This is a genomic window from Pseudomonas sp. Irchel s3f19 (assembly GCF_900187555.1).
Lineage (GTDB): Bacteria > Pseudomonadota > Gammaproteobacteria > Pseudomonadales > Pseudomonadaceae > Aquipseudomonas > Aquipseudomonas capeferrum.
In genome coordinates this window covers 150,966-171,464 of sequence record NZ_FYDW01000008.1, presented here as the reverse complement: position 1 = coordinate 171,464, position 20,499 = coordinate 150,966, and the positions used below count along the sequence as shown (strand labels likewise).

Here is a 20,499-nt window from a genome sequence, read left to right as displayed (position 1 = left end):
AGGAGAATCTGAAGGTGCCCCGCAATGCCCATGACAGACCCTTTCAATAATAAAGTTGCCATCATTACCGGTGCCGCCCAAGGGCTGGGCCTGGCCTATGCCATGGCGCTGGCCGAGCGTGGCGCCCGGGTGGTGATCAGCGACCTGGGGACTGACCGCGCTGGCCAAGGGCAAGACCCGTCAGCACTGGACCAGGCGCTCGAGGCCCTGCAGGCCAAGGGCTGCAACGTGGTCGCCCATGCCGGGCAACTGGAAGACGAACGTGAATGCCAGCAGTTGATCGAGCTGGCCATCGAGCATTTCGGTGCGCTGGACATCCTCATTCACAATGCCGGTTGGGTCGATTACCAGGGGATCGAGGCGCAGGAAGAGGGCTTTCTTCAGCGTGCGCTGGGCATCAGCGTGCACGCCCCGGTGTGGCTGGCCAAGCATGCCTGGAAGTACCTCAAGCACTCGGCGGCGCCGCGTGTGGTGCTGACCACCTCGGACCGCGCCATGTACCAGCGCTATTCGCAGCCCGGCCTGGTGGCCTACTCGGCCGGCAAGATGGCCCAGGTCGGCATCATGAACGCGTTGAGCATGGAAGGGCAGGCGCACGGCATTCTGGTCAATGCCATCTCGCCCGTGGCCAAGACCCGCATGTGGGGCGTGACCGACGCACCGGAAGAGCTCAAGCCCGAATGGGTCACGCCGGGGGTGTTGTACCTGGCCAGTTCACTGTGCCGTGACACGGGGTACATCCTGCGTGCCAGCAACGGGCAGTTCACCGCCACCCGTTTCACCGAGAACAGCGGCGTCAGCTACCCGCGCGACCTGGCGCGGGTGCAGGCGGGCAACCTCAAGGAAGTGGCCGAACGCTGGAGCCGTATCAAGGAATGCCACTATGTGCCGGTCAAGGTCGCCAACACCCGTGCCGACCTGGGCGAAAGCCCGGTCTGGGACGCGCACAGCGGCGCGCTGTACTTCGTCGACATCTCCGGTGGGCGCATCAATCGGCTGAACCCGGATGGTGAGGTCGAGAGCCTGTATGAATCGGCGGCGCGCATTGGTGCCCTGGCGTTGACCGACAAGGGCAACCTGATCTTCACCGAAGACTCCAGCGTCGCCATTCTTGACGTGAACGCGCGCAAGGTGCGGCAGTGTTCCGTGCCGGTCCATCCGCGTTCAACCTACCGCTTCAACGATGGCGCCTGCGACCCCCAGGGGCGTTTTGTCAGCGGCCTGATGGACGAAGCGCCCAGCGGCAATACCGGTGCCTTGTTCCGTTTCGAGGCACAGCTGAGCGACGAGGTGATCCACGACGGCATGGCACTGCCCAATGGCCTGGCCTGGTCGGAAGATGGGCACACCGTGTACTTCGTCGACTCGGTCGCCCGTTCCATCTACCGCGCCGAATATCTGCCGGAAGGCCGCCTGGCCGAAGTCGTGCTGTTCGCCGAAACCCCCGCCGAGCTGGGCCGCCCGGATGGCATTGCGCTGGACCGTGAGGGCGGGCTGTGGGTTTGCCAGTTCAATGGCAGTTGCCTGTTGCGTTACGACCGTAACGGCCACCTGACCGACCAGGTGGTGATGCCGGTGCCACGCCCGACCAGTTGCTGCTTTGGCGGCGAAGGCATGGCCACCTTGTACATCACCACGGCGCGTTTCGGCATGAACGCGGTTGAACTGCGGCACTATCCGGATGCCGGCGACCTCTACGCCATTCGCCCGGAGATCGCTGGCATCCACCGCCACGCCTTCAAGGAGTGAGCTGATGCACCCGGCTGGCCGGTAACACGGCCAGCTCGCCAAAGCGCTGCGCTGCATCGATGTAGCGCAGCGCCGACTTGGCGTCTTTCCAGCCCACGTAGCTCATCAACGCCTTCAGCTCCCAACCATTGGCCGTGGCCCAGGTGGCGAAACCGCGGCGCAGGGAGTGGCCGGTGTACAACGCCGCCGGCACCCCGGCACGCTCCAGCATGCGCCTGAGCAGGCCGACCAGGCTGTTGCTGTTGAGCGGCGCGTCGCCGAGGTTGCCCCAGCGGTCGAGCTTGCGAAACACCGGGCCATGCGCGATGCCGGCCACTTCCAGCCATTGCAGGTAGGCGGTGACCGGGCACAGCGCCTTGAGTGCCGGTGTGCGGTGCTGCACGCCAAGCGCTTCCCGGTCGCCCTTGCTGCGCGGCAGGAACAGCGTGATGCCGACACCCGCCTCGGCCTGGATATGTTCGATGCGCAGCCGGGCCAGCTCATCACCGCGAAACCCTCGCCAGAACCCCAGCAACAGCAACGCGGCATCGCGACGTGCGCGGCGCAGCGCGGTCAGGTCATGGTTTTCGAGTGCCTGGCGAGCTTCGTCCTCGAAGCACTGCACCGCCGTTTGCAGGTGCTGCAGCAACAGCGGTGCGGCCTGCTTCGGAGGGGTCGGGTGCAGGGTGCGGATACCGCGTAGCACCTGGCGCACCAGCGGTGCCTTGGTCGGGTCAGGGAAGCCCTGGCTGATATGCCATTGGCTAAGGGCCGCAAGGCGTTGGCGCAGTGTGCTCACGGCGTGCTGTCCGGCGTGGTCGGCCAGGTAGCGGGCTACCGCCTCGGCAGTGGCCGGCAGAAAGCCGCCCCATTGGGTCTCGAAATGGTCGATGGCAGCCTGGTAGCTGCGCCGCGTGTTGTCGCGGGTGGCGGCGCGGACGTAGCGCTCGATGTCGGTCATGGTGCGGTAGCCGGTATTCAGTGGTGACACGATAAACCGAATCGGCGGGTATGTCCTGGCACACTTAGCCGCTGTGGCCCATGGCACTGGTTTCGAGCGTATACGCGGGTGAACCCGCTGCCACCAAGTCCTCGATGCCGTTGAAGGGCGGGTAGTCGAGCAGTTGCGCCGGCGACAGCGGGCGGCTGAAGTGATACCCCTGAGCGATGTCGCAACCGGCGAGCTTCAGGCACACCACTTGCTCGCGGGTTTCCACGCCCTCGGCTACCACCTCCAGGCCCAGGCGCTTGGCCAGGATGATGGTGGAGGAGACGATCGGGCTGTCGTCGTGGCTGTTGGACAGCGGCGCAATCAGCGAGCGGTCGATCTTCAACTTGCTCAACGGCAGCGAATGCAGGTGGGCAAAGCCCGCATAACCGCGCCCGAAATCGTCCAGGCTGATGCCCAGGCCCGCGTCGCGCAGGCGGTGCAAGTGGCCGACTGCAGTGCCCTCGGGGTCGAGGATGGTGGTTTCGGTGATCTCCAGCTCCAGCCGTTGCGCGGCAATTCCGTACCCCTGCAACTGGCTTAGCAGCCGCGTGCTGAAGTCTGCCTGGCGCAGTTGCAGCGCCGAGACGTTGACCGCCAGGCGTGCTTCACGGCCCTGGGCGTGCCAGCGCGCCAGTGCCTCGCAGGCCAGGCGCAGCACCTCCCAGCCGAGCTCGATGATGAAGCCGCTGCGCTCGGCCAGGTCGATGAAGCGGTCCGGGTAGAGCAGGCCGAATTCAGGGTGGTCCCAACGCACCAGAGCCTCGTAGCCCAGCACCTGGTGGGTATCGAGGCGGATCTGCGGCTGGTAGTGCAGGACGAACTGGTGCTCGGCCAGGGCTGCGCCAAAGGCCTGTTCGAGGGTGAAGGCATGGATATCGATCAGGTTCAGCGAGGGGTCGAAGAAGCGGTACTGGGCACGCCCGGCCTGCTTGGCCGAGTACATGGCGGCATCGGCGCAGCGGATCAGGCTGTCGATCTCCTGGCCATCGCGTGGGCAGATGCTGACACCGACACTGGGGCTGGTGTTGACCTCCTGGCCATCCAGGGCATAGGTGGCCGAGAGTTTCTGCACCAGTTCGCGTACCCAGGCGTTGATCTGCTCTTCGCTGCGCTGCCCGGCTAGCAGCACCACGAACTCGTCACCGCCAAAGCGCGAGGCCTCGTCGCCGGGCTCCAGCAGGCGCTGAATACGCCCGGCCACGGCTTGCAGCAGCAGGTCGCCGATCTTGTGACCGAGTGAATCGTTGATCGACTTGAAACGGTCCATGTCGATGAACAGGATCGCCATCAGCCGGCGCTGGCCCCGTTGTCGGGTCAGCGCAAACCCCGCCACCTCGACGAACTGGCGGCGGTTGTGCAGGCCGCTGAGGTGATCGGTGGCGGCGGCATGGCTGCTGCGCCGGTGGGCCTCCTCGAGCCGCTCGATCAGTTGCTGGTTGACCTGTTGCGCATGCTCCAGGGCACTGAACGCTTCCTGGCGTTTGCGCAGCAGGCGCAAGGTCCAGGCCAGGCTGGCGAGAATCATCAGGGTCATGCTGAGGTTCAGCCAGAACTGGCGGGCGTAGGCCTGCGTCGAGGGCGCAAGAATCGCTTCGTAGCGCTGGCTGACCACCACGCTGAAGCCGCGTTCGGCAACCCGCCGGTACAGGCTCTGGTAGGCGCCACCGGGTGAGTACTGGGTCAGCGCCCCGGCGTCTGGCCCCGCTTGTGGCAGCCCGGGCTCGAGGTTGTCTGCGGCCATCAGCACGCCACTGGCGTCGATGCGCAGGCGTTCCTGGCCATCGTCCTGCAGCAGGCGCATCAGGCCCGTGCTGCCCAGGTCGATGTGCTGGAACAGTACCGCCAGGTAGCCGATGTCCAGTTGCACCACGAGGATGCTGTCGATTTCACGGCCAGGCAGGGCGGTCAGCGGCATTATGAACGGCAGGCGCCAGCTAGGCATGGCGTTGATGCCGGGTGCTTCGGCGCTGGGCAGGAAGGGTTTGAAGCCATAGCGGGCCACGTGCAACTGCAACTGGCGCAGCCAGTCTTCAGGCAGTGTCGCGGCCTCGTCGGCATGGCTGGCCGACACCAGCCGACCCTGCCGGTCGTACAGGCTCATGCGTTTGAACACCGGGTCTTCGGCGAGCAGCCGCGCCAGGTTGGCGTTGCCCTGGCGCAGCGCCTTCATGTCGCCCTGGGTGACGCGGCCCACGGCCTGGGCCCGGTCGACCAGCTGGCGCAGGCTCTGCGCGACAATGCTGGCCAGGTTCAGGTGTTCGGCAGCCTTGGCCGACAGTGCATCCTGGCGTGCGGCGGCCTTCTGCGAAACGTGCAGCCCCCAGAGAAAGGCCAGGGTGGCTGCACACAGCATCAGTACCAACAGGCGCAGAAGGCTTGCAGAAGAGAGCGAGCGGCGAATCACGGCGGAGGGTCCCGACCCAGGGTGATGCCGGCAAAATACGACAGCAAGATGACAGGCTAATGACTGATGGCCAATTGCTTCTAAGGTTTTGCCGTATCCGCCAAAGGCGTCTGCAGGCGCGTGGTTTCTTCTTCCATATAGGCCATCAACGCGCTGACCTCGGCATCGCCCAGGCGCAGGTTGGGCATCGCCAGGCGGTTGTACTGCTCATACAGCAGCATGGCCAGCGGGTCTTTCTGTGCAAGCATCTGGTCAGGCGCTTTCAGCCAACGGCTCAACCAGCTGGCATCGCGTTGGCGGGTTACCCCCAGCAAGTCGGGGCCGATGCCCTGTTGCATACCGGGCTCGGTGTTGCCCAAGGTGTGGCAGGAGGAGCAGCGGGTACGGAAGATCTGCTCGCCACTGCTGGGCGAGCGCACTTCCGGCGCCTGGGCATAGTCGTTGGCCATGGCGCTGGCTTGTTTCCAGTTGTGCAGGCTGTTGCCCAGGCGGTCGGCGAGGATATAGGGGCTTTCGAAGGGCGAGGCTTTCATCCAGCGGCCGGTGGCCTGGTTGCCGATGATCAAGCTCAGGTTGTGGTCTTTGGAGCGGCCGTTTTCCAGGCCCTCTATGTACAGGCCCAGGCTTCTGCGCAATTGCTCGATGTCGTCGGGCTCGCCGGTGAGCAAGGTCCACCCGGGGCCGATGGCGAATTTTTCGGCGTAGCGTTTGAGGGTGGCGGGGGTGTCGTTGTAGGGGTCGATGCTGATGGAGTAGAGGAATATATCCTTGCCTACGCGGTCGCCGAGGATCTTCTGCACCTGGCGCAGGCGGGCGGTTTCAACCGGGCAGGAATCGGAGCAGCCGGTGAAGATGAAGTTGATGGCGACGACCTTGTCCTTAACCAGGTCGTCGAAGAAGCGGACCTTTTCGCCATCCTGAGTGAGCAGGGGGGTATTGGGGAAGTAGTCGGCGCCCCAGGGCGTAGCAGCTTCGTTGGTATGGGCTTGCTGGGGCTGTACGGGCCAGAACGGGACACTGGCAGCGAACAGCGACAGCACGAGCAGAACACGCCATGAGCCGGTCATGATGCACGCCTCGGAAGGTGAGCCAGTGGGGCTGCGCAGCAGCCCCGTTTCGCCAAGCGATTACTTGTAACTGATCGGCACCGTCACGCTTTGCCCCAGCGTCGATTTCACGGTCGCCGTTGCGGGCGTTGCCGGGCCGTAGCCGGTGGTGGTGACCGACACCCGCCAACGGGCACCGGTGGTGGCTGCGGTCAGCGTGGCCGCGCCCAGGTTCAGCGGGCCGTTGGTGGTTGCCACCGACACATTGATGCTGTTGCCGGTGGCGATCGAGGTCGTCCCTATCAGCTCCCAGGTGTAACGGTTGCCGCTGCGCAATTGCACCGAGGCACTGCTGACCTGGATAACGTCGACGGGTGCTGCGGGGCTTACTGCAACGCTGACCGTGGCCGGGACCACCGACTCGGCACCTTTGGTATCACGTGCCGAGTAGGTGAAGCTGGCAGTGAACGGCGTGGCGACAGTGGCCGGTGGTGTGTAAGTCACCGTGGTGCCATTGGTACTGGTGGTACCCTGGCCAGAGTCCGGCTGGCTCAAGCCAATGATGGTCAAGGGCAGATTGCGCTCGGGGTCGGTGTCGTTGGCCAGCACACTCAGCGTAAGTGCCTTGCCTGCTGTGGTGGCTGCACTGTCGCTGACCGCAACCGGTGGCTTGTTGACATCGTCATCATCGTCATGGGCAGCCGTGCGGAAGGTCGGCAGGCCAACGGAGGCGACGTATTCTACGCCGTCCCAACCCGGCAACGGGGTTGGCATCACCTGGAATTGGCCAGGGTGTTCCAGGTCCCAGCGCAGCAGCATGGACGAATCCTCATGCTGGGTGTTGTGGCAGTGCTCCATGTAGGTCCCGGCGAACTCACGGAAGCGGATTGCCACATCCAGTTCTTCCGAGGAGTCGGTTTCCGAGCCGATGCGGTAGACGTCCTTGCGTGCCCATTTCTCCCATTCTGGCGGTGCCTTGCCGTCGCGGCTGAGCACGATGCCTTCCTCGAAGTGAACGTGGACTGGGTGGCTCCAACCATTACCGCCATTCTTGATCTTCCAAACCTCCAGGGTGCCATCGCCGCTGAAACCGGCGGGTGTGGCTTGGCTGGCCAACTGAGGGGCGGCATTGATGCGCCGTGGGTCCATGCTGTAGCCGAAGCCACCATCGGTCTTGATGGTCCAGGGCTGAGTGTCAGTACCATCCGAACGGCCAAAAAGGAATTCGCGGTGGCGAGCATCCTTGAGTTTGGCCTGGTCGGCAACGGCGTTGCGGTCGAGGGTCAACGGAACCATTTTCAGGCCTGCAGCCTTGCCCGGCTTGGCCGGTTCATAGGCAACTGGGTCCATACTCAGGTCCTGGCCACTGTAGGGCTGGACCAGCAACTGCAGGAACTTGCCCACCACCGGGTCGCCATTGTCCCATTGCGGGCCCTTGCTGGTCTGCTTGATGACAGCCTTGTATTTCTCCGACAGCACGTCCGCCAGCGCGATGGCCATGTTCGGGCCCTTGCCGGACTGGTGCTCCATCAGGTTGATGAAGTACAGCTTGTCGCCGGCCTTGATGCCGTTCTTGGCGAAGTTGATGATGATGTCGTAACGCTCGGCAATGCCTTGCACCGGCAGGATGCCGTTGTTGTCCTTGAGGTCGCCGTCGCCATTGAGGTCCAGGGTGCCGTCGAACGGCACGGCGTGTTCCATGATGTTGCCGTCGTTGGCGATCATGTGGAACGGCACGCGGGCATACGACAGGTTGGAACCGGTCGGCCCCTTGAATTCGCCGCTGGTGCCGGCGATTTCACGCACCACAGCGAACTTGAAGTAGCGCGAAACCGAGCCGTTGAGCAGGCGGAAACGGTAGCTGCGCGCCCGCACTTTAAGCTTTGGCTGGTACTGCCAGTTGACCAGGATCTGGTCGCCGAGGAAGCCGTCGGTGTTGAACGGGTTGAACCACAACTGGCCGTTGGCATCCCAGGCCTTGTCGGCGATCACCAGGTTGACGTCATAGTCGCGGTTGCCCCAGGGCATGCCCGAACCACTGGGCAAGCGCAGGTTGACGCCGTCCTGCAGGGCCTCGTTGCCGCGGTCCAGGGCGCTGTAATAGTTCATCATCGCGGCGTTGCCTTTGTAGACGTTCTGCGCCGTGAAATCCATCATGTGGTCGTGGAACCAGTGGCTACTCATGGTTTCGCGCCAGTCGCCACGAATCTTGATGCTGCCGTTTTCGCAGGTCTTCAGGCCAGGCGACGCATCATTCACAAACAAGGTTTCGCCAGGTGAGCAAGGGAACGCTGCACGCGGGTCCTGGGCACGGGTATTGATCGTGTCGTAGCCAGCCAACTGGACCGGCCAACGGTAGTCGTAGTACTGGCCGGGGAAAAAGTAGGCATTGGCAAAGCCATCGCTCTCGGCCGGTGAGTGGCCGTTATGCTCGTGGGTCGAGAGGGTGTGCAGGCCAAAGCCACCGTTGGCCGAAGGGTCGATCGGCAGGGCGTTGTAGTGGCGCATCAGGATCGGCTGGCCATACCGCACCATCAGCAGCTTGGGCGGGAAGGTGCCATCGAACGACCACAGCGATTTGTGGTTCTGCAGGGGCATGCTTGGGTGAAAACGGGTGTCGATGCCCTTGGTGGTGCCCAGCGTGGTAGGGATGTCCGAGGTCTGGTAGTACAGCCCGCCCGGCGCGAACTCGCCGGCCGCATAGTTGTGCAATTGCTTGCGGTCGCGCAGCCCGAGGTTGATGCGTGCACCGGCCTGGGCGGTCTTGAATGCAGCCTGGGGGTAGAACTCGTTCCAGCGCTGATGGGACCAGCCTTTTCCTGGTGGCCGGCCCTCAGCCGGCGAACCGACCGGTTGGCGGTTGAGGAACATTTCGATCTGCGCCTTCCAGGGGTTGCGGTCGAGCACGTTGGCGTATTGGGTCGGGAAAGGGTACAGGCCAGGTTGCTTTAGAAACGCCTCCAGCGCCGTGCCACTAGGGCCGCTGCGGGCGACGATGTTGGGGTCTTGCGCAGGTGCAGCGCCGAGGGTGGGCACCGGGAACGTCAGGCTCGGTACTGGGATGCTTGGGTCGAGCTTCTCGGGGCCGAACTCTTCGAACAGCAGCAGTTGCTGGGTGAACGGCTGCGCACCGAACAGTGGGCTCGGTTTACCGTTGGTAGGGTATTTTTCGGAGGTTTGCAGGGCGGGCGGCAGCACGTTGTCCTTGCGCACGGTGGTGCGGTCGCCGTAGGCACCGTCGGTAAGTTCCAGTGAGCCTTCGTTGGCTTCCGGCAGGGTATACAAATTGAGTAACGCCGGGTTCGGGTCGGCCGGCTGATTGGAGTAAGCCGACGGGTCGGTCGGCGGGGGCTGGCTGACGTCATCGAGGGAGGAGGCGATGGCCGGGATCAGCCCAAGGCCGAGCATCAGCACGGTGACGGAAGACAGCCTGAAGGCGTGCCTGGTTGGGTGGATCACGGCAGGTGTTTTCATTGCCCTGTGCCTCGCTCGCGGCTAAATGGCTTGGAGCCATCAATGGCGTTTTGCCTGGTTTAGGGGCCTGAGCAACGGCTGTGCCAACAGATGTTTCGGTAATGCTTTGTTAAACAAATCCTTGCGGCGCCTGAGTCGCGCTAAATAATGAGGTGTCAAAAAATGGGTATAAGTCCCCACAAGCGGGGTACCCATGCCCACTGTTTGGGTAGTGACAGCACCTTCGTACCTGCTGTATACCTGTGCGCCACCAAGGGGAGCCCCGGCAACGGGCTGAGAAACCGCTGAATGCTTTAGCGCGGTGACCCTTCGAACCTGATCCGGATCATGCCGGCGAAGGGATGGGACTTGCGACCTGCCTTTTTGCCGGCCTCACTGCGAGGCCAGTCCATGCCAGCTGCAACGGTCTCGCTGTCACCCCCTGCAGAGGACAGCATCATGACCGAACGCTTCACGCAAACCCTGCGTCGCCAAAGCGAGCCGACCTGGTCGGCGGCCGTCGGGCACCGTTTCGTTACCCAATTGTGTGACGGCAGCCTGCCGGACCCGATCATGGTCCGCTACCTGGTGCAGGATCATCGTTTTCTCGACAGCTTCCTGACCCTGCTCGGCGCAGCCATCGCGACCGCCGACACCTTCGAGGCACGCCTGCGCTTCGGCCAGTTCGCCGGGATGATCTCGAGTGATGAAAACACCTATTTCCTGCGTGCCTTCGAGGCGCTGGACGTAAGCCCGGCACAGCGCGTAGAAGCCGACGACACTGCCCCAACCGCAGGTTTCAAGGCCATCATGCGCGAAGCTGCGGCCACCCGTTCGTATGCCGCCGCGCTGGCTGTGCTGAACGTTGCCGAAGGCTTGTACCTGGATTGGGCAATCAAAGCCCCCAAGCCCTTGCCCGAGCACTTCGTGCATGCCGAATGGATCACCCTGCACGACAACCCGGCGTTCCAGGCCTTCGTTGCCTTTCTGCAAGCCGAGCTGGACCGCGTGGGGCCGCAGGAGGCTGAGCTGAGCACCGACTTCTACCTGCGTACCGTGGCCCTGGAACTGGCTTTCTTCGATGCCGTGTATGAGGGGGAGGCGTGAGCATGGATATTTTCGATCGCCTCAAAGCCGCCCGCGCCGGCCAGTGGAATCGCTATGTCGATCACGATTTCGTGCGGCAGATGGGCGAAGGCACGCTGAGCGAAGCTGCGTTTCGGACTTACCTGGTGCAGGACTACCTGTTCCTGATCCAGTTCGCCCGCGCCTGGGCGCTGGCCGCCTACAAAAGCCGCCTGCCGGCTGACATTCGTGCCGCCCAGGCAGGCCTGGCGGCGATTCTCGACGAAACCGAACTGCACCTGCGCCTGTGCGCCCGCTGGGGGCTGACCGAAGCCGATATCCAGGCTGCGCCGGAGCATCAGGCCACGGTGGCCTATACCCGCTATGTGCTCGATTGCGGCGCTGCGGGCGATCTGCTTGAACTGCACGTGGCGTTGGCCCCCTGTGTGATCGGCTATGCCGAAATCGGGCGCACGTTGGCTCAGCGTATTGGCGACCTGAGCCAGCACCCTTACCGTGAGTGGATTGGTGAGTACGCCGGGGAGGGCTATCAGGCCGTGGCGGCCAATGCGCGCAAGCACCTGGATGAACTGGCGGCGCGCAGCATGACCGAGCAACGGTTCGTCGAGCTGGCAGGCATCTTCGGCCAGGCCTCGAGCCTTGAAGCCGACTTCTGGCAGATGGGGCTCGATGGCGCAGCCTAGCAGACTGCCCCCGTAAGCTGCGTATTCTGTGGGAGCGGGCTTGCCCCGCGAATGGGGCACACGGTGCGTGGCACCGGCTTCGCCGGTGTTCGCGGGGCAAGCCCGCTCCCACAGCGCCCCCCCCATTACCTCGATTGGATCAATGCCCCCCCTTCATGCGACGGGCCACCAGGTAAATCCCCAAACCGACCAATGCCGTAGCCGCACCGATGTAACCCGTACTGGTCCAGCCCAGCCCCGCGGTGATGGCCATGCCACCCAACCACGGCCCAAGCGCGTTGGCCAGGTTGAACGCCGCATGGTTCGAAGCCGCCGCCAGGCTTGGCGCTTCATGGGCAATATCCATCAGGCGAATCTGCAACGGCGCGGCCAGGGCAATCATGGTGCCGACCAGGCCGACGCCCAGCAGCAGCGTCCAAAGCGATTGTGCCGCAAAGGTGAAAAACAGCAGCACAGCAATCGACCAGACCAACACCAGGCCCACGGCGCGGAACTGCAGGTGATCGAACAGCTTGCCACCGGCGATGTTGCCAACGATGCCACCCACGCCAAAGGCGGCCAGGCCAAAGGGGATCCACTGCGGCGACACCTGGGTCACGTGCAGCATGGTCGGTGCCAGGTAGCTGAACACACAGAACATGCCGGCAAAGCCGATCGAGGCAATCGCCAGTGCCATCCACACCTGGGGCAGGGCGAACGCCTGCAGCTCCTTGCGCGGGTCGCTGCGCACTTCATCGTGCGGTTGCGGCACGAAGCGCCAGACCAGGGCGATGGTGCACAGGGCAATCAGCCCGACCAACACAAACGCAGAGCGCCAGCCAAAGTACTGCCCCAGGAAGGTCGCAACCGGGTTGCCCAGCAGCATGGCCAACGTCAGGCCCATCATCACCCGCGCGACGGCGCCCGCCCGCTGGTTGTTCGCCACCATGCTCGATGCCACCACCGCCGCAATGCCGAAGTACGCGCCATGGGGCAGGCCGCTGATGAAGCGAAAGGCCACCAGGCCGCCGAAGGAGGGCGCAAATGCCGTGGCCAGGTTGCCCAAGGCATACAGCGCCATCAACAGCAGCAGCATGTGCTTGCGCAGCAGCTTGGCGCCGAGGATCGCCAGCGTCGGGGCACCGACCATCACGCCCAGCGCATAGGCACTGATGGCATGGCCCACCTCAGGCTCGCTCAATTGCAGGTTGCTGGCGATGTCCGGCATCAACCCCATGATGGCGAATTCGCCGGTGCCGATGGCAAAGCTGCCCAGCGCCATGGCGGCTTCCATCTTGGCGACAGTGCGTTTCGGGAGGGCTAGCGGTGGTGGTTCTTGGACAGACATTTGAATCCCTATTGAAACATGCTGAAACGTTCAAGGCGGAATCATAGTCAATCCGGGAGAGGCACGTCGAGGCTGCAGGGGGCTTGCGATGTGCTTGTCGCAAGTTCTTTGGCGCCTATGAGATCGAGCGCCGCCCGCGCGGCGCTTCGCGGCGCAAGGCCGCTCCCACATCTGTTTCGGGCCAGTGAGGCCTGTGATATTTGCGCGCGACCGCCTTGTTTGTACGACGCTATATAGGGGCGGGCGCCAAAGGGCCGCGCGGCAATGCTTCAGGAATAACTGGCCCGAAACAGATGTGGGAGCGGCCTTGCGCCGCGAAGCGCCGCGTGGGCGGCGCTCGATCTCATAGGCGCTGAACCTCCCAAGCCCTACACCAAGGCCTACTTGAACCCCGTAACCGCATGCGGCACATAAGGCGCTTCCAGCCGCATGACCTCTTCATCACTCAACTCAAGCCCCAATGCCGCAATGGCATCGTCAAGGTGCGCAGGCTTCGATGCACCAATAATCGGTGCAGACACGCCGCGGTGCCCCAGCACCCAGGCCAACGCCACCTGCGCCATGGGTACGCCACGTTCAGCGGCAACCTGCTCGACCACATCAATCACCCGGCCATCCTCGGCTTCGGTCCGCTCATAGAACGACTTGCCGGAAATATCGCTCAGCGTGCGCGCCGTTTCCTGCCCCTTGGGCCGGGTCAGCCGCCCGCGTGCCAGCGGGCTCCAGGGCATCAGCCCGACGCCTTGGTCCTGGCACAAGGGGATCATTTCCCGCTCTTCTTCCCGATACACCAGGTTGAGGTAGTTCTGCATCGAGACGAACCGGCTCCAGCCATTGGCCGCGGCAACGTGCTGGGCTTTGGCGAACTGCCAGGCATACAGCGACGAGGCACCGATGTAGCGGGCCTTGCCGGCCTTGACCACATCGTGCAGCGCTTCCATGGTTTCTTCGATGGGGGTGTGATAGTCCCAGCGATGCACCTGATACAGGTCGACGTAATCCACCCCCAGGCGGCTCAGGCTCGCGTCGATACTGCTGAAGATGGCTTTGCGCGAAAGGCCCTGCTCATTGGGCTTGCTGGCGCCTTCCCACATGTTCGCGGGGTAGAAGACCTTGGTCGCGATCACCGTGTCTTCACGGCGCGTAAACGCCTTGAGCAGTTGGCCCAGGATGACCTCCGAGGTGCCGGCCGAATAGCTGTTGGCCGTGTCGAAGAAGTTGATGCCCTGTTCCACCGCGTGGCGGATGATCGGGCGGCTCTGGTCTACATCCAGGGTCCAGGGATGGGTACCGGCATCGGGGTCACCGAATGTCATGCACCCCAGGCACAGCCGGGAGACATCCAGGCCGGTGTTTCCGAGTTTGACGTACTGCATCTGCGTGCCCTCTCTGGCGGCATTGCCCGGCGCAGTTGCCGAGCGATGGCACAAGGTTAACGGCGATGCGGCACTGCGCAAATTCCCGGAATGTGCAGGCGATGTTTGCAAAAATTCACAAGCGAAGCAGGGGCTTCACCTGTTCGATCAAAAAGTCGGTCACGGCTTTGATGCGGGGTGTGTTGCGCACGTCCTCGTGAACGGCCAGCCAGATTTCGATGCTCATCGAACTGTTTTCGTTGACTGGCTTGAGCCCGTATTCCTCAGCCATGAAGGCGGGCAGGCAGGCAATGCCCACGCCCCCGGCTGCTGCCTGGGCCTGGATGCGCAAGTCGTTGCTTTGCAGGGCGAAAGGGCGGCCTGTGGCGTGCTTGAGCAGCCACAGTTGCTGTGGGGATTTGGCCTGGGAGTCGTCGTAGCCGATATACACCTGCGGTTCGCGTTGGCGCAGGTAGGCCGCCGAGGCGTACAGCGTGTATTCCAGATGGCCGAGCAAGCTGGCCACCAAGGTGGGTTCGGTGGGCCTGGCCAAGGCGATGGCCACGTCTGCTTCACGACGCGCCAACGAGGCGCGTGACTTGCTGCCGACCAGTTTTAACTGCAAATGGGGGTAGCGTTGATACAGTGCCCCCAGCCTGCGCGCCACCATGCTGCCCAGCAGCGCAGGGGGGGCAGCAATCACCACTTCGCCTTCAACGGTGTGCTGGTCGGCACTGGCAAAGTGCTCCAGTGCAAACGAAGAGGCCAGCATCTGCTCGGCGAACTCGCCGACCCGCAAGCCTTGTTCGGTGAGGGCGTAGGCCCGCGGCCGACGGTCCACCAGTTTGAGCTGCAAGGACGCTTCGAGCGAGCTGATGCGCCGGGCCACGGTGGCGTGGTCAACGCCCAGGCGCTTGGCGGCGGCCGAGAGCGAGCCGGCGCTGATGAAAGCAGAAAAGTGACGCAGGTCTTCCCAATCGAACATGACAGGCCTCGGCTGTGAGGCCTGATGATACGCGGATTCAGGCAGTGCCCGTCAGCCGGGTTGTACCGCCATATGCTCAGCCCGTGCCTGCAGGCGCGCCACGCCGGGCACGCACAGCATGGCCAGCAGGGCTACGCCCGCCGCCACATAACCGAGCGACGATACACCGAACGCCGGGATGACCAACCCGCCCAGCAGCGCGCCCAGGCCGATCCCGGCATTGGCGGCAGATACGTTGGTAGTGCCGGCCAACGCCTGGGAATGCGACACCGCGTTCATCACCCGCACCTGGCAGATGGGGTACAGCGCCGTGTTGGCGATGCCCCACAGTGCCAGCGCCGCCCAGAGCGTAACCGGTGCAGAAGCCAGCGGGCTGAATGCCGCCATGCCCACCCCTAGCAAAGCCAGGAACAGCGCAGTGGCCTTGATCGGCGATTGCCTGACCGCGCGGCCACCCAGCCAGTTGCCCAGCAAACCGATGGCACCGAAGCCCATCAGCCACCAGCCGACATCTGCTGTTGCCACACCTGCGGTGCGCTCAAGCATGTCCGCGAGGTAGGTGTAGGCAATGAACATGGCGGTGAACACCAGGACCGAGAGGGCCACGTTGGCCAGGAAGATCGGTTCACGGAAAATTCGCGCCTGCTGGCTGAAGTCGACTTTAGGCTGGCGGGCAACCGCTGGCATCCAGGCCAGCACGGCAAAGGCCATCAGCGCTGAGGCGGCGGCCAATACCCAGAAGGCGCCGCGCCAGCCGATGGCATTGGCCGCCAAGGTACCCAGCGGGATACCGAGCAGCAGGGCCGCTGAAATGCCCAGGTACACCTGCGCGACGGCCTGCCCCTGGCGATCTGCGCTGACCATCCTGGCCGCCGTCTCGCTGGCCGTCCCCCAGAAAACCGGCAGTGCCAGGGCGGGCAAGAATCGCGCTACTGCTAGCACCCAGATGTTCGGCGCAATGGCAGCAAGCGCATTGGCCGCAGCGAACAAGGCCAGGATGGCTGCGAACAGCTTACGCCTGTCCAGGTGGGCAAGTGCTGCTGTCAGCGGCGGGCCGGCGAGCATGACGGTGAAGGCGAACAGCGTGATCAGCTGCCCGGCACTGGAAATCGACACATCAAGGTCTCTTGCCAGCCCCGGCAGCAGGCCAACCATCAAAAACTCGGTGGTTACGATCAGAAAGGCCGAGGTGGCGAGGATCAACGTCCCCAAGGTGGCGCGTCGATTGGTCGCCAAGCCCAGGGGAGGGCGTTCAACAGCAGTCATGCAGGCAGTTCCTGAAATCAAAGGTGCTGCCATTGTATTGATTCAAAAAAAGCTTATCGCTGGCAAAAATTCACTGGCTTGGCGAATATTATTCACTAGTCACCGGGCTGCAGAGCGTGGCCGTCCATGCGCAGTGATTGCAGCAATACGTCCAGTAACGCCCTGACGCGCGGCAGGGCCTCGCGCTTCCTGAGCCATACCACGTTCATCGCCAAGCCCTCTGTTGCCAGGTGCGGCAACACCTCAACCAACTCGCCACAGGCCAGTTGCTGGTTGACCAGCCAGGTAGGCACCTGGGTGATGCCCAAGCCTTGCAGCACGGCTTGTACCACACCTTCGCCATCGCCAATGGCAAGCCGCGCCGGCATGAAGCGCCGTTCCATTTCGCCAGGCTGGGTACCGGTCATGTGCCAAGGGCTGCCCAAACCGTCGGCTTGCCCGTAAACCACACAGTCATGGGCGTGCAGGTCACGCTCATCGACGGGCGTGCCACGCGCTTGCAAGTAGGCCGGTGACGCGCAAAAGATGACCCGCTGAGCGCCGATGAACTGGTGGCCCAGCTCGTCCGGCCAAACGTCCGGGCCGCCGATACGTACCACGATATCGATGCCCTGTTCGGTCGGGTTGACGAAGCTGTCGGTAAAGGACACGTGTGGCTGCAGCTGATGATGGCGTTTGACGTAGTCGAGGATGACCGGCAATACGTGCAGCCGCCCGTAGGCCGCAGGCAGGTCGATACGCACTCTGCCTCGCGGCTCGAAGTAGTCCTCGTGCAGCGACAGCTCCGATTCTTCGAGGTCGGCCAGCACCCGTGAGCAGGTCTTGTAGAAGGTCTGCCCCGCGTCAGTCAGGGCAAGCCGGCGGGTGGTGCGTTCGAACAGGCGCAGCCCCAGGCGCGCTTCCAGCCGCGCGATACCTTTACTGACCGCCGAACTTGTCAGGTTCAGGCGCTGCGCTGCTGCCGCAAAACTGCCGAGGTCTGCAACGCAGACAAATACATCGATGCCTTTCAGGCGCTCTGATGAGTGCACATCAACCCTTATGTCATGAATAGCCGTCTTGCCACTTTAATTGAACCGGAGCGACAGTGCTTGGGTCGCAGTGTTTAACTCTGGCAAAAAGGATGTTGACGATGAAAGCGATGACACGACTGTTCACGGGTTTGGCCCTGGTGGGTGCACTGGGGGTTAGTGCTGCCTGGGCGGATCAGCCAGGCGCCGACTGGAAGGTGAACAAAGACCAGGCCGAAGCCGCGCTGAAGAGCGCCGGCTACACCCAGATCACCAAGATCGAGGCCGATGATGGCCATTGGGAGGGCGAGGGTATCAAGGCAGATGGCAAGCAGTACGAATTCCACGTTGATCCGCACACTGGCGCCATTACCAAGGATGAGTTGGACAAGTGACCGGGTGCTGAACGAATACGACCCGCGCCTGTGCGCGGGTTTTTAATGCCAGCCCGGCTGGCTATTGTGCTTGGTCCGTAGCTTTCCGAATGTCGATCAGGCTTTCCAGGTTCGACAATATCGAAAAGGCGTCATAGGGCTTGCGCACCACGGGAACGTGCTTCAAGTGCGCGGGAATGCTGACACTGTCGCCGTAACCCGTGGCAAACAGGAATGGGATGTGCTGGCGCGAGAGCGCTTCGGCAACGGCAATGGAGGTTCCCGTCCCCAGGTTGATGTCCAGCACGGCGACATCAGGCCTGTGGCTGGCCAGCAGTTTCATTGCCTCGGCTTCCGAGCTTGCGGTGATCACATCCTCGACCAGCGCATCGGCCAGAATCTGTTCAAGGCCCACGGCAATCACCAGTTGGTCTTCAAGAATCAGCACGCATGCATTGACCAGGGCCGTGCAGCTTACCGGTGGCGCAGCCGGCGCGACCTGCGGCGCTGGGGTGTCGGCTGTTTCAAGCTGAGTCAGGTGTTTGCCAGGAATTTTGAAATACCCATGCAGGCCTTCTGGTCTGAACTCGAGCGTGCTGCTGCCGCCCAGGTCGAAGGGGATGCTGCGTTCAATCAGTACCGAGCCAAAACCGCTTCGGCTCGGCGGGCGCACCGTCGGCCCACCGCTTTCGCACCAGGCGATGTCGCAAGCGCCACCCGAATCAATCGTCCAGCTGACCGCCAGCTTGCCGCCTGCCCGAGACAACGCGCCATACTTCGCGGCGTTGGTCGCCAGCTCGTGAAGCACCAGCGCCATTACCGAGTAGGCGCGGGCATCGAGCAGCAGGTTCGGGCCGTTCAGGGTGATGGCATCGGCTGCAGTGCGGTACGGCGATAGTTCCGCTTCCAGCAGCGTTGCGAAACGGCCGCCGCCATCCCCCCGCACCACCTGATCGTGCGCCAGCGACAACGCCTGGATGCGGCCCTTCAGCGTGGCCACGTAGCTGTTGAGGGTCTGGTTTTCAGTGGTGGGGTGGGCCACCAGTGCACCGATCAGTGAAAGAATGTTCTTCACCCGGTGGTTGAGCTCTTCGTTGAGCATCCGCTGGCGCACTTCGGCCTTGGAGCGCTCATCGGCCATCAGCTCACTGTTGTGCAGGGCAACCTCGACGATCGCGGCGCGGATGGCCTCGCCGAACTGGCGGTCCTGTTCGGACCAGGGCTGCGAGTGCTGATGTACGGTCTGCTTCCACACAGCAAAGCTTTTGCGTGGGGTCAGGCGCTCACCGAGCGGGCCGCTTTCGTAGGTCTTGTTGGGGTCACCGGCCCAATCCAGGGTTTCGATCACCTCCTTGCGAAACAGCATGAGGTAGTCCCTCGGTTGCTGCGACATCGGAATCACCAGTACGCCCGAAACGTCGACGGCATAATCCTGGGCGGCAGGGTGCGCCATCGACAGGCAGTTCGACGCCCATGTACGCCCCTCGGCGACCCCCTCGGCAAAGCGCAGCAGGTTCGGTACCGCCGCCTTGGGCGGTGTCAGCGCGTCGGCCGACCAGCGCCCTTGCAGCGACATGGCGATGCCGTCGCAAGGGATGAGTGCCTTGAAGTCTGTCATGCGGGCACGCAGCAGTTCTTCGATATCCGCGGTGCGGTGGGCATCGCGCAGCAGGTTGTCCAACACCTGGCGGGCGTAAGCAGCGGCTTCCACGGTTTGCTTGGCCCGCAGAGTCTGGACATGCAGCGAGAAGAACTCGCCGAACATCTCCGCCGCGACCCGCTGACCCATGGTCAGCGTGCGGGGTGCGTAATGGTGGCAGGCAATCAGCCCCCAGAGCGCGCCGTCGACGATGATCGAAATGGACATGGACGCGCCCACGCCCATGTTGCTCAGGTACTCGCAGTGAATGGGCGAAACGCTGCGCAGGTGCGTGTAGGACAGGTCCAGTGGCTCGCCGGAAAGGTCCAGTACCGGCTCGATCGGCACGGTTCTGAACTGGGCATCGGCAATGATTCGCACCGGGTTGCGCAGGTACAGGGCGCGTGCCTGCTGAGGAATGTCCGAGGCGGGGAAGTACTGCCCCAGAAAGCTTTCGAGGCCGCTGCGCTTGGCCTCGGCAATGACCTTGCCGGCGCCGTCGACGCCAAGTTGGTAGATCATCACCCGGTCATAACCCAGTAGTGCGCGAACACGCCGGGCAGTATCGGGGAACAGCTTGTCGGAGCGGTCGATCTCGCGCAACTGGGCGATGACGGTGCGCACCAGTTCGATTGGTTCGGCAATGCCCGCACCGGAGGGCTCGAACTCCAGGATGGCAGTGCCTTTGAAAATATGCGCGGCCACATCGAACACCTGCCCGGACGGCAGACTCACGGCAAAGCTCAGCGCCGGTCGGGACGCCTCTCTGACGCGTGCCAGCGCGTTGCGCAGCGTATGGGCAGCCTCGCTGCCGATGATGGTTTCGAGCCGTTGCCCGTTGATTTCACCCGCCACGCCCAGCATGCCGGCGGTATTGGCGGAGTGCCGCAGCACAACGCTTGCCGACGCGTTGCAGGCCAACAGGCAACCGTGCGGCTGGATGCTGCCGGGGATCTGGATAGGTTCGCGATCGCAGTTGGTCAAGTTGACGGGAGGTTGCAAAGTCATGGGCTGCCCCTGCCGGTTTACCAGAGGCCGGCTGCCTGCATGACCGCCGAACATTTTCAGGCAAACGAAGTGTTTACAGTCAAATTCAGCATGGGAGTCTAGCTTGCAGGGCACGCTTCGTCATCAAGGGCAACAGGTGGCAAG

Annotated in this window: 14 protein-coding genes, 1 pseudogene and 1 riboswitch; of the genes and pseudogenes, 5 read left to right on the top strand and 10 right to left on the bottom strand. The window is 63.3% G+C overall.

Annotated features, from left to right (window positions below; translation table 11 throughout):
* Positions 1-24: 24 nt before the first annotated feature.
* Both CKW22_RS28190 and CKW22_RS28185 read left to right on the top strand, forming a co-directional pair.
* Positions 25-666: pseudogene (locus CKW22_RS28190) on the top strand (SDR family NAD(P)-dependent oxidoreductase); the annotation flags it as partial.
* Positions 640-1,749, top strand: coding sequence for an SMP-30/gluconolactonase/LRE family protein (locus CKW22_RS28185; RefSeq protein ID WP_337993469.1), 1,110 nt, complete (start codon positions 640-642; stop codon positions 1,747-1,749). The pseudogene CKW22_RS28190 and the gene CKW22_RS28185, both read left to right, overlap by 27 nt.
* On the opposite strand, the gene CKW22_RS19080 is transcribed toward CKW22_RS28185, so the two are convergent.
* The 4 genes from CKW22_RS19080 to CKW22_RS19065 all read right to left on the bottom strand — a co-directional run bounded on the left by CKW22_RS19080 (position 1,739) and on the right by CKW22_RS19065 (position 9,643).
* The gene (locus CKW22_RS19080; protein ID WP_084213366.1) at positions 1,739-2,719 is read right to left on the bottom strand and encodes a site-specific integrase; all 981 of its coding nucleotides are present in this window, start codon (positions 2,717-2,719) and stop codon (positions 1,739-1,741) included. The two genes, CKW22_RS28185 and CKW22_RS19080, sit on opposite strands and share 11 nt — an antisense overlap.
* Positions 2,720-2,753: 34 nt before the next feature.
* On the bottom strand, positions 2,754-5,123 hold the full coding sequence (locus CKW22_RS19075) for a bifunctional diguanylate cyclase/phosphodiesterase (protein ID WP_095064763.1): 2,370 nt from the start codon (positions 5,121-5,123) through the stop codon (positions 2,754-2,756).
* Positions 5,124-5,203: 80 nt separating this feature from the next.
* On the bottom strand, positions 5,204-6,190 hold the full coding sequence (locus CKW22_RS19070) for an SCO family protein (RefSeq protein ID WP_095064761.1): 987 nt from the start codon (positions 6,188-6,190) through the stop codon (positions 5,204-5,206).
* A 60-nt stretch (positions 6,191-6,250) separates the two neighbouring features.
* Complete coding sequence (locus CKW22_RS19065) at positions 6,251-9,643, bottom strand: Ig-like domain-containing protein (protein WP_033697779.1); 3,393 nt, start codon at positions 9,641-9,643, stop codon at positions 6,251-6,253.
* Positions 9,644-9,886: 243 nt separating this feature from the next.
* A riboswitch (TPP riboswitch) is annotated at positions 9,887-10,002 on the top strand.
* Between the two features lie 79 nt (positions 10,003-10,081).
* On the opposite strand from CKW22_RS19065, the gene CKW22_RS19060 reads away from it, so the two are divergent.
* Both CKW22_RS19060 and tenA read left to right on the top strand, forming a co-directional pair.
* On the top strand, positions 10,082-10,729 hold the full coding sequence (locus CKW22_RS19060; RefSeq protein ID WP_033697780.1) for a TenA family protein: 648 nt from the start codon (positions 10,082-10,084) through the stop codon (positions 10,727-10,729).
* Positions 10,730-10,731: 2 nt separating this feature from the next.
* On the top strand, positions 10,732-11,391 hold the full coding sequence (tenA, locus tag CKW22_RS19055; protein WP_033697781.1) for a thiaminase II: 660 nt from the start codon (positions 10,732-10,734) through the stop codon (positions 11,389-11,391).
* A 139-nt stretch (positions 11,392-11,530) separates the two neighbouring features.
* On the opposite strand, the gene CKW22_RS19050 is transcribed toward tenA, so the two are convergent.
* From CKW22_RS19050 to CKW22_RS19030, 5 genes are all read right to left on the bottom strand, one after another.
* Positions 11,531-12,718: an MFS transporter gene (locus CKW22_RS19050; protein ID WP_095064759.1), complete on the bottom strand. Its 1,188-nt coding sequence runs from the start codon at positions 12,716-12,718 to the stop codon at positions 11,531-11,533.
* Positions 12,719-13,098: 380 nt separating this feature from the next.
* Complete coding sequence (locus tag CKW22_RS19045; RefSeq protein WP_095064757.1) at positions 13,099-14,094, bottom strand: aldo/keto reductase; 996 nt, start codon at positions 14,092-14,094, stop codon at positions 13,099-13,101.
* Between the two features lie 115 nt (positions 14,095-14,209).
* Positions 14,210-15,058, bottom strand: coding sequence for a LysR family transcriptional regulator (locus CKW22_RS19040; RefSeq protein ID WP_033697785.1), 849 nt, complete (start codon positions 15,056-15,058; stop codon positions 14,210-14,212).
* 51 nt (positions 15,059-15,109) lie between these two features.
* Positions 15,110-16,324 carry an MFS transporter gene (locus CKW22_RS19035; RefSeq protein ID WP_033697786.1) on the bottom strand — a complete coding sequence of 405 codons (1,215 nt, stop codon included), beginning with the start codon at positions 16,322-16,324 and terminating at the stop codon, positions 15,110-15,112.
* A 95-nt stretch (positions 16,325-16,419) separates the two neighbouring features.
* Positions 16,420-17,355, bottom strand: coding sequence for a LysR family transcriptional regulator (locus CKW22_RS19030; protein ID WP_095064755.1), 936 nt, complete (start codon positions 17,353-17,355; stop codon positions 16,420-16,422).
* 101 nt (positions 17,356-17,456) lie between these two features.
* On the opposite strand from CKW22_RS19030, the gene CKW22_RS19025 reads away from it, so the two are divergent.
* Positions 17,457-17,729 carry a PepSY domain-containing protein gene (locus CKW22_RS19025; protein ID WP_050506051.1) on the top strand — a complete coding sequence of 91 codons (273 nt, stop codon included), beginning with the start codon at positions 17,457-17,459 and terminating at the stop codon, positions 17,727-17,729.
* A gap of 61 nt (positions 17,730-17,790) precedes the next feature.
* On the opposite strand, the gene CKW22_RS19020 is transcribed toward CKW22_RS19025, so the two are convergent.
* Positions 17,791-20,355, bottom strand: a complete 2,565-nt coding sequence (locus CKW22_RS19020) for an HWE histidine kinase domain-containing protein (protein WP_095064753.1) — start codon at positions 20,353-20,355, stop codon at positions 17,791-17,793.
* Positions 20,356-20,499: the final 144 nt, after the last annotated feature.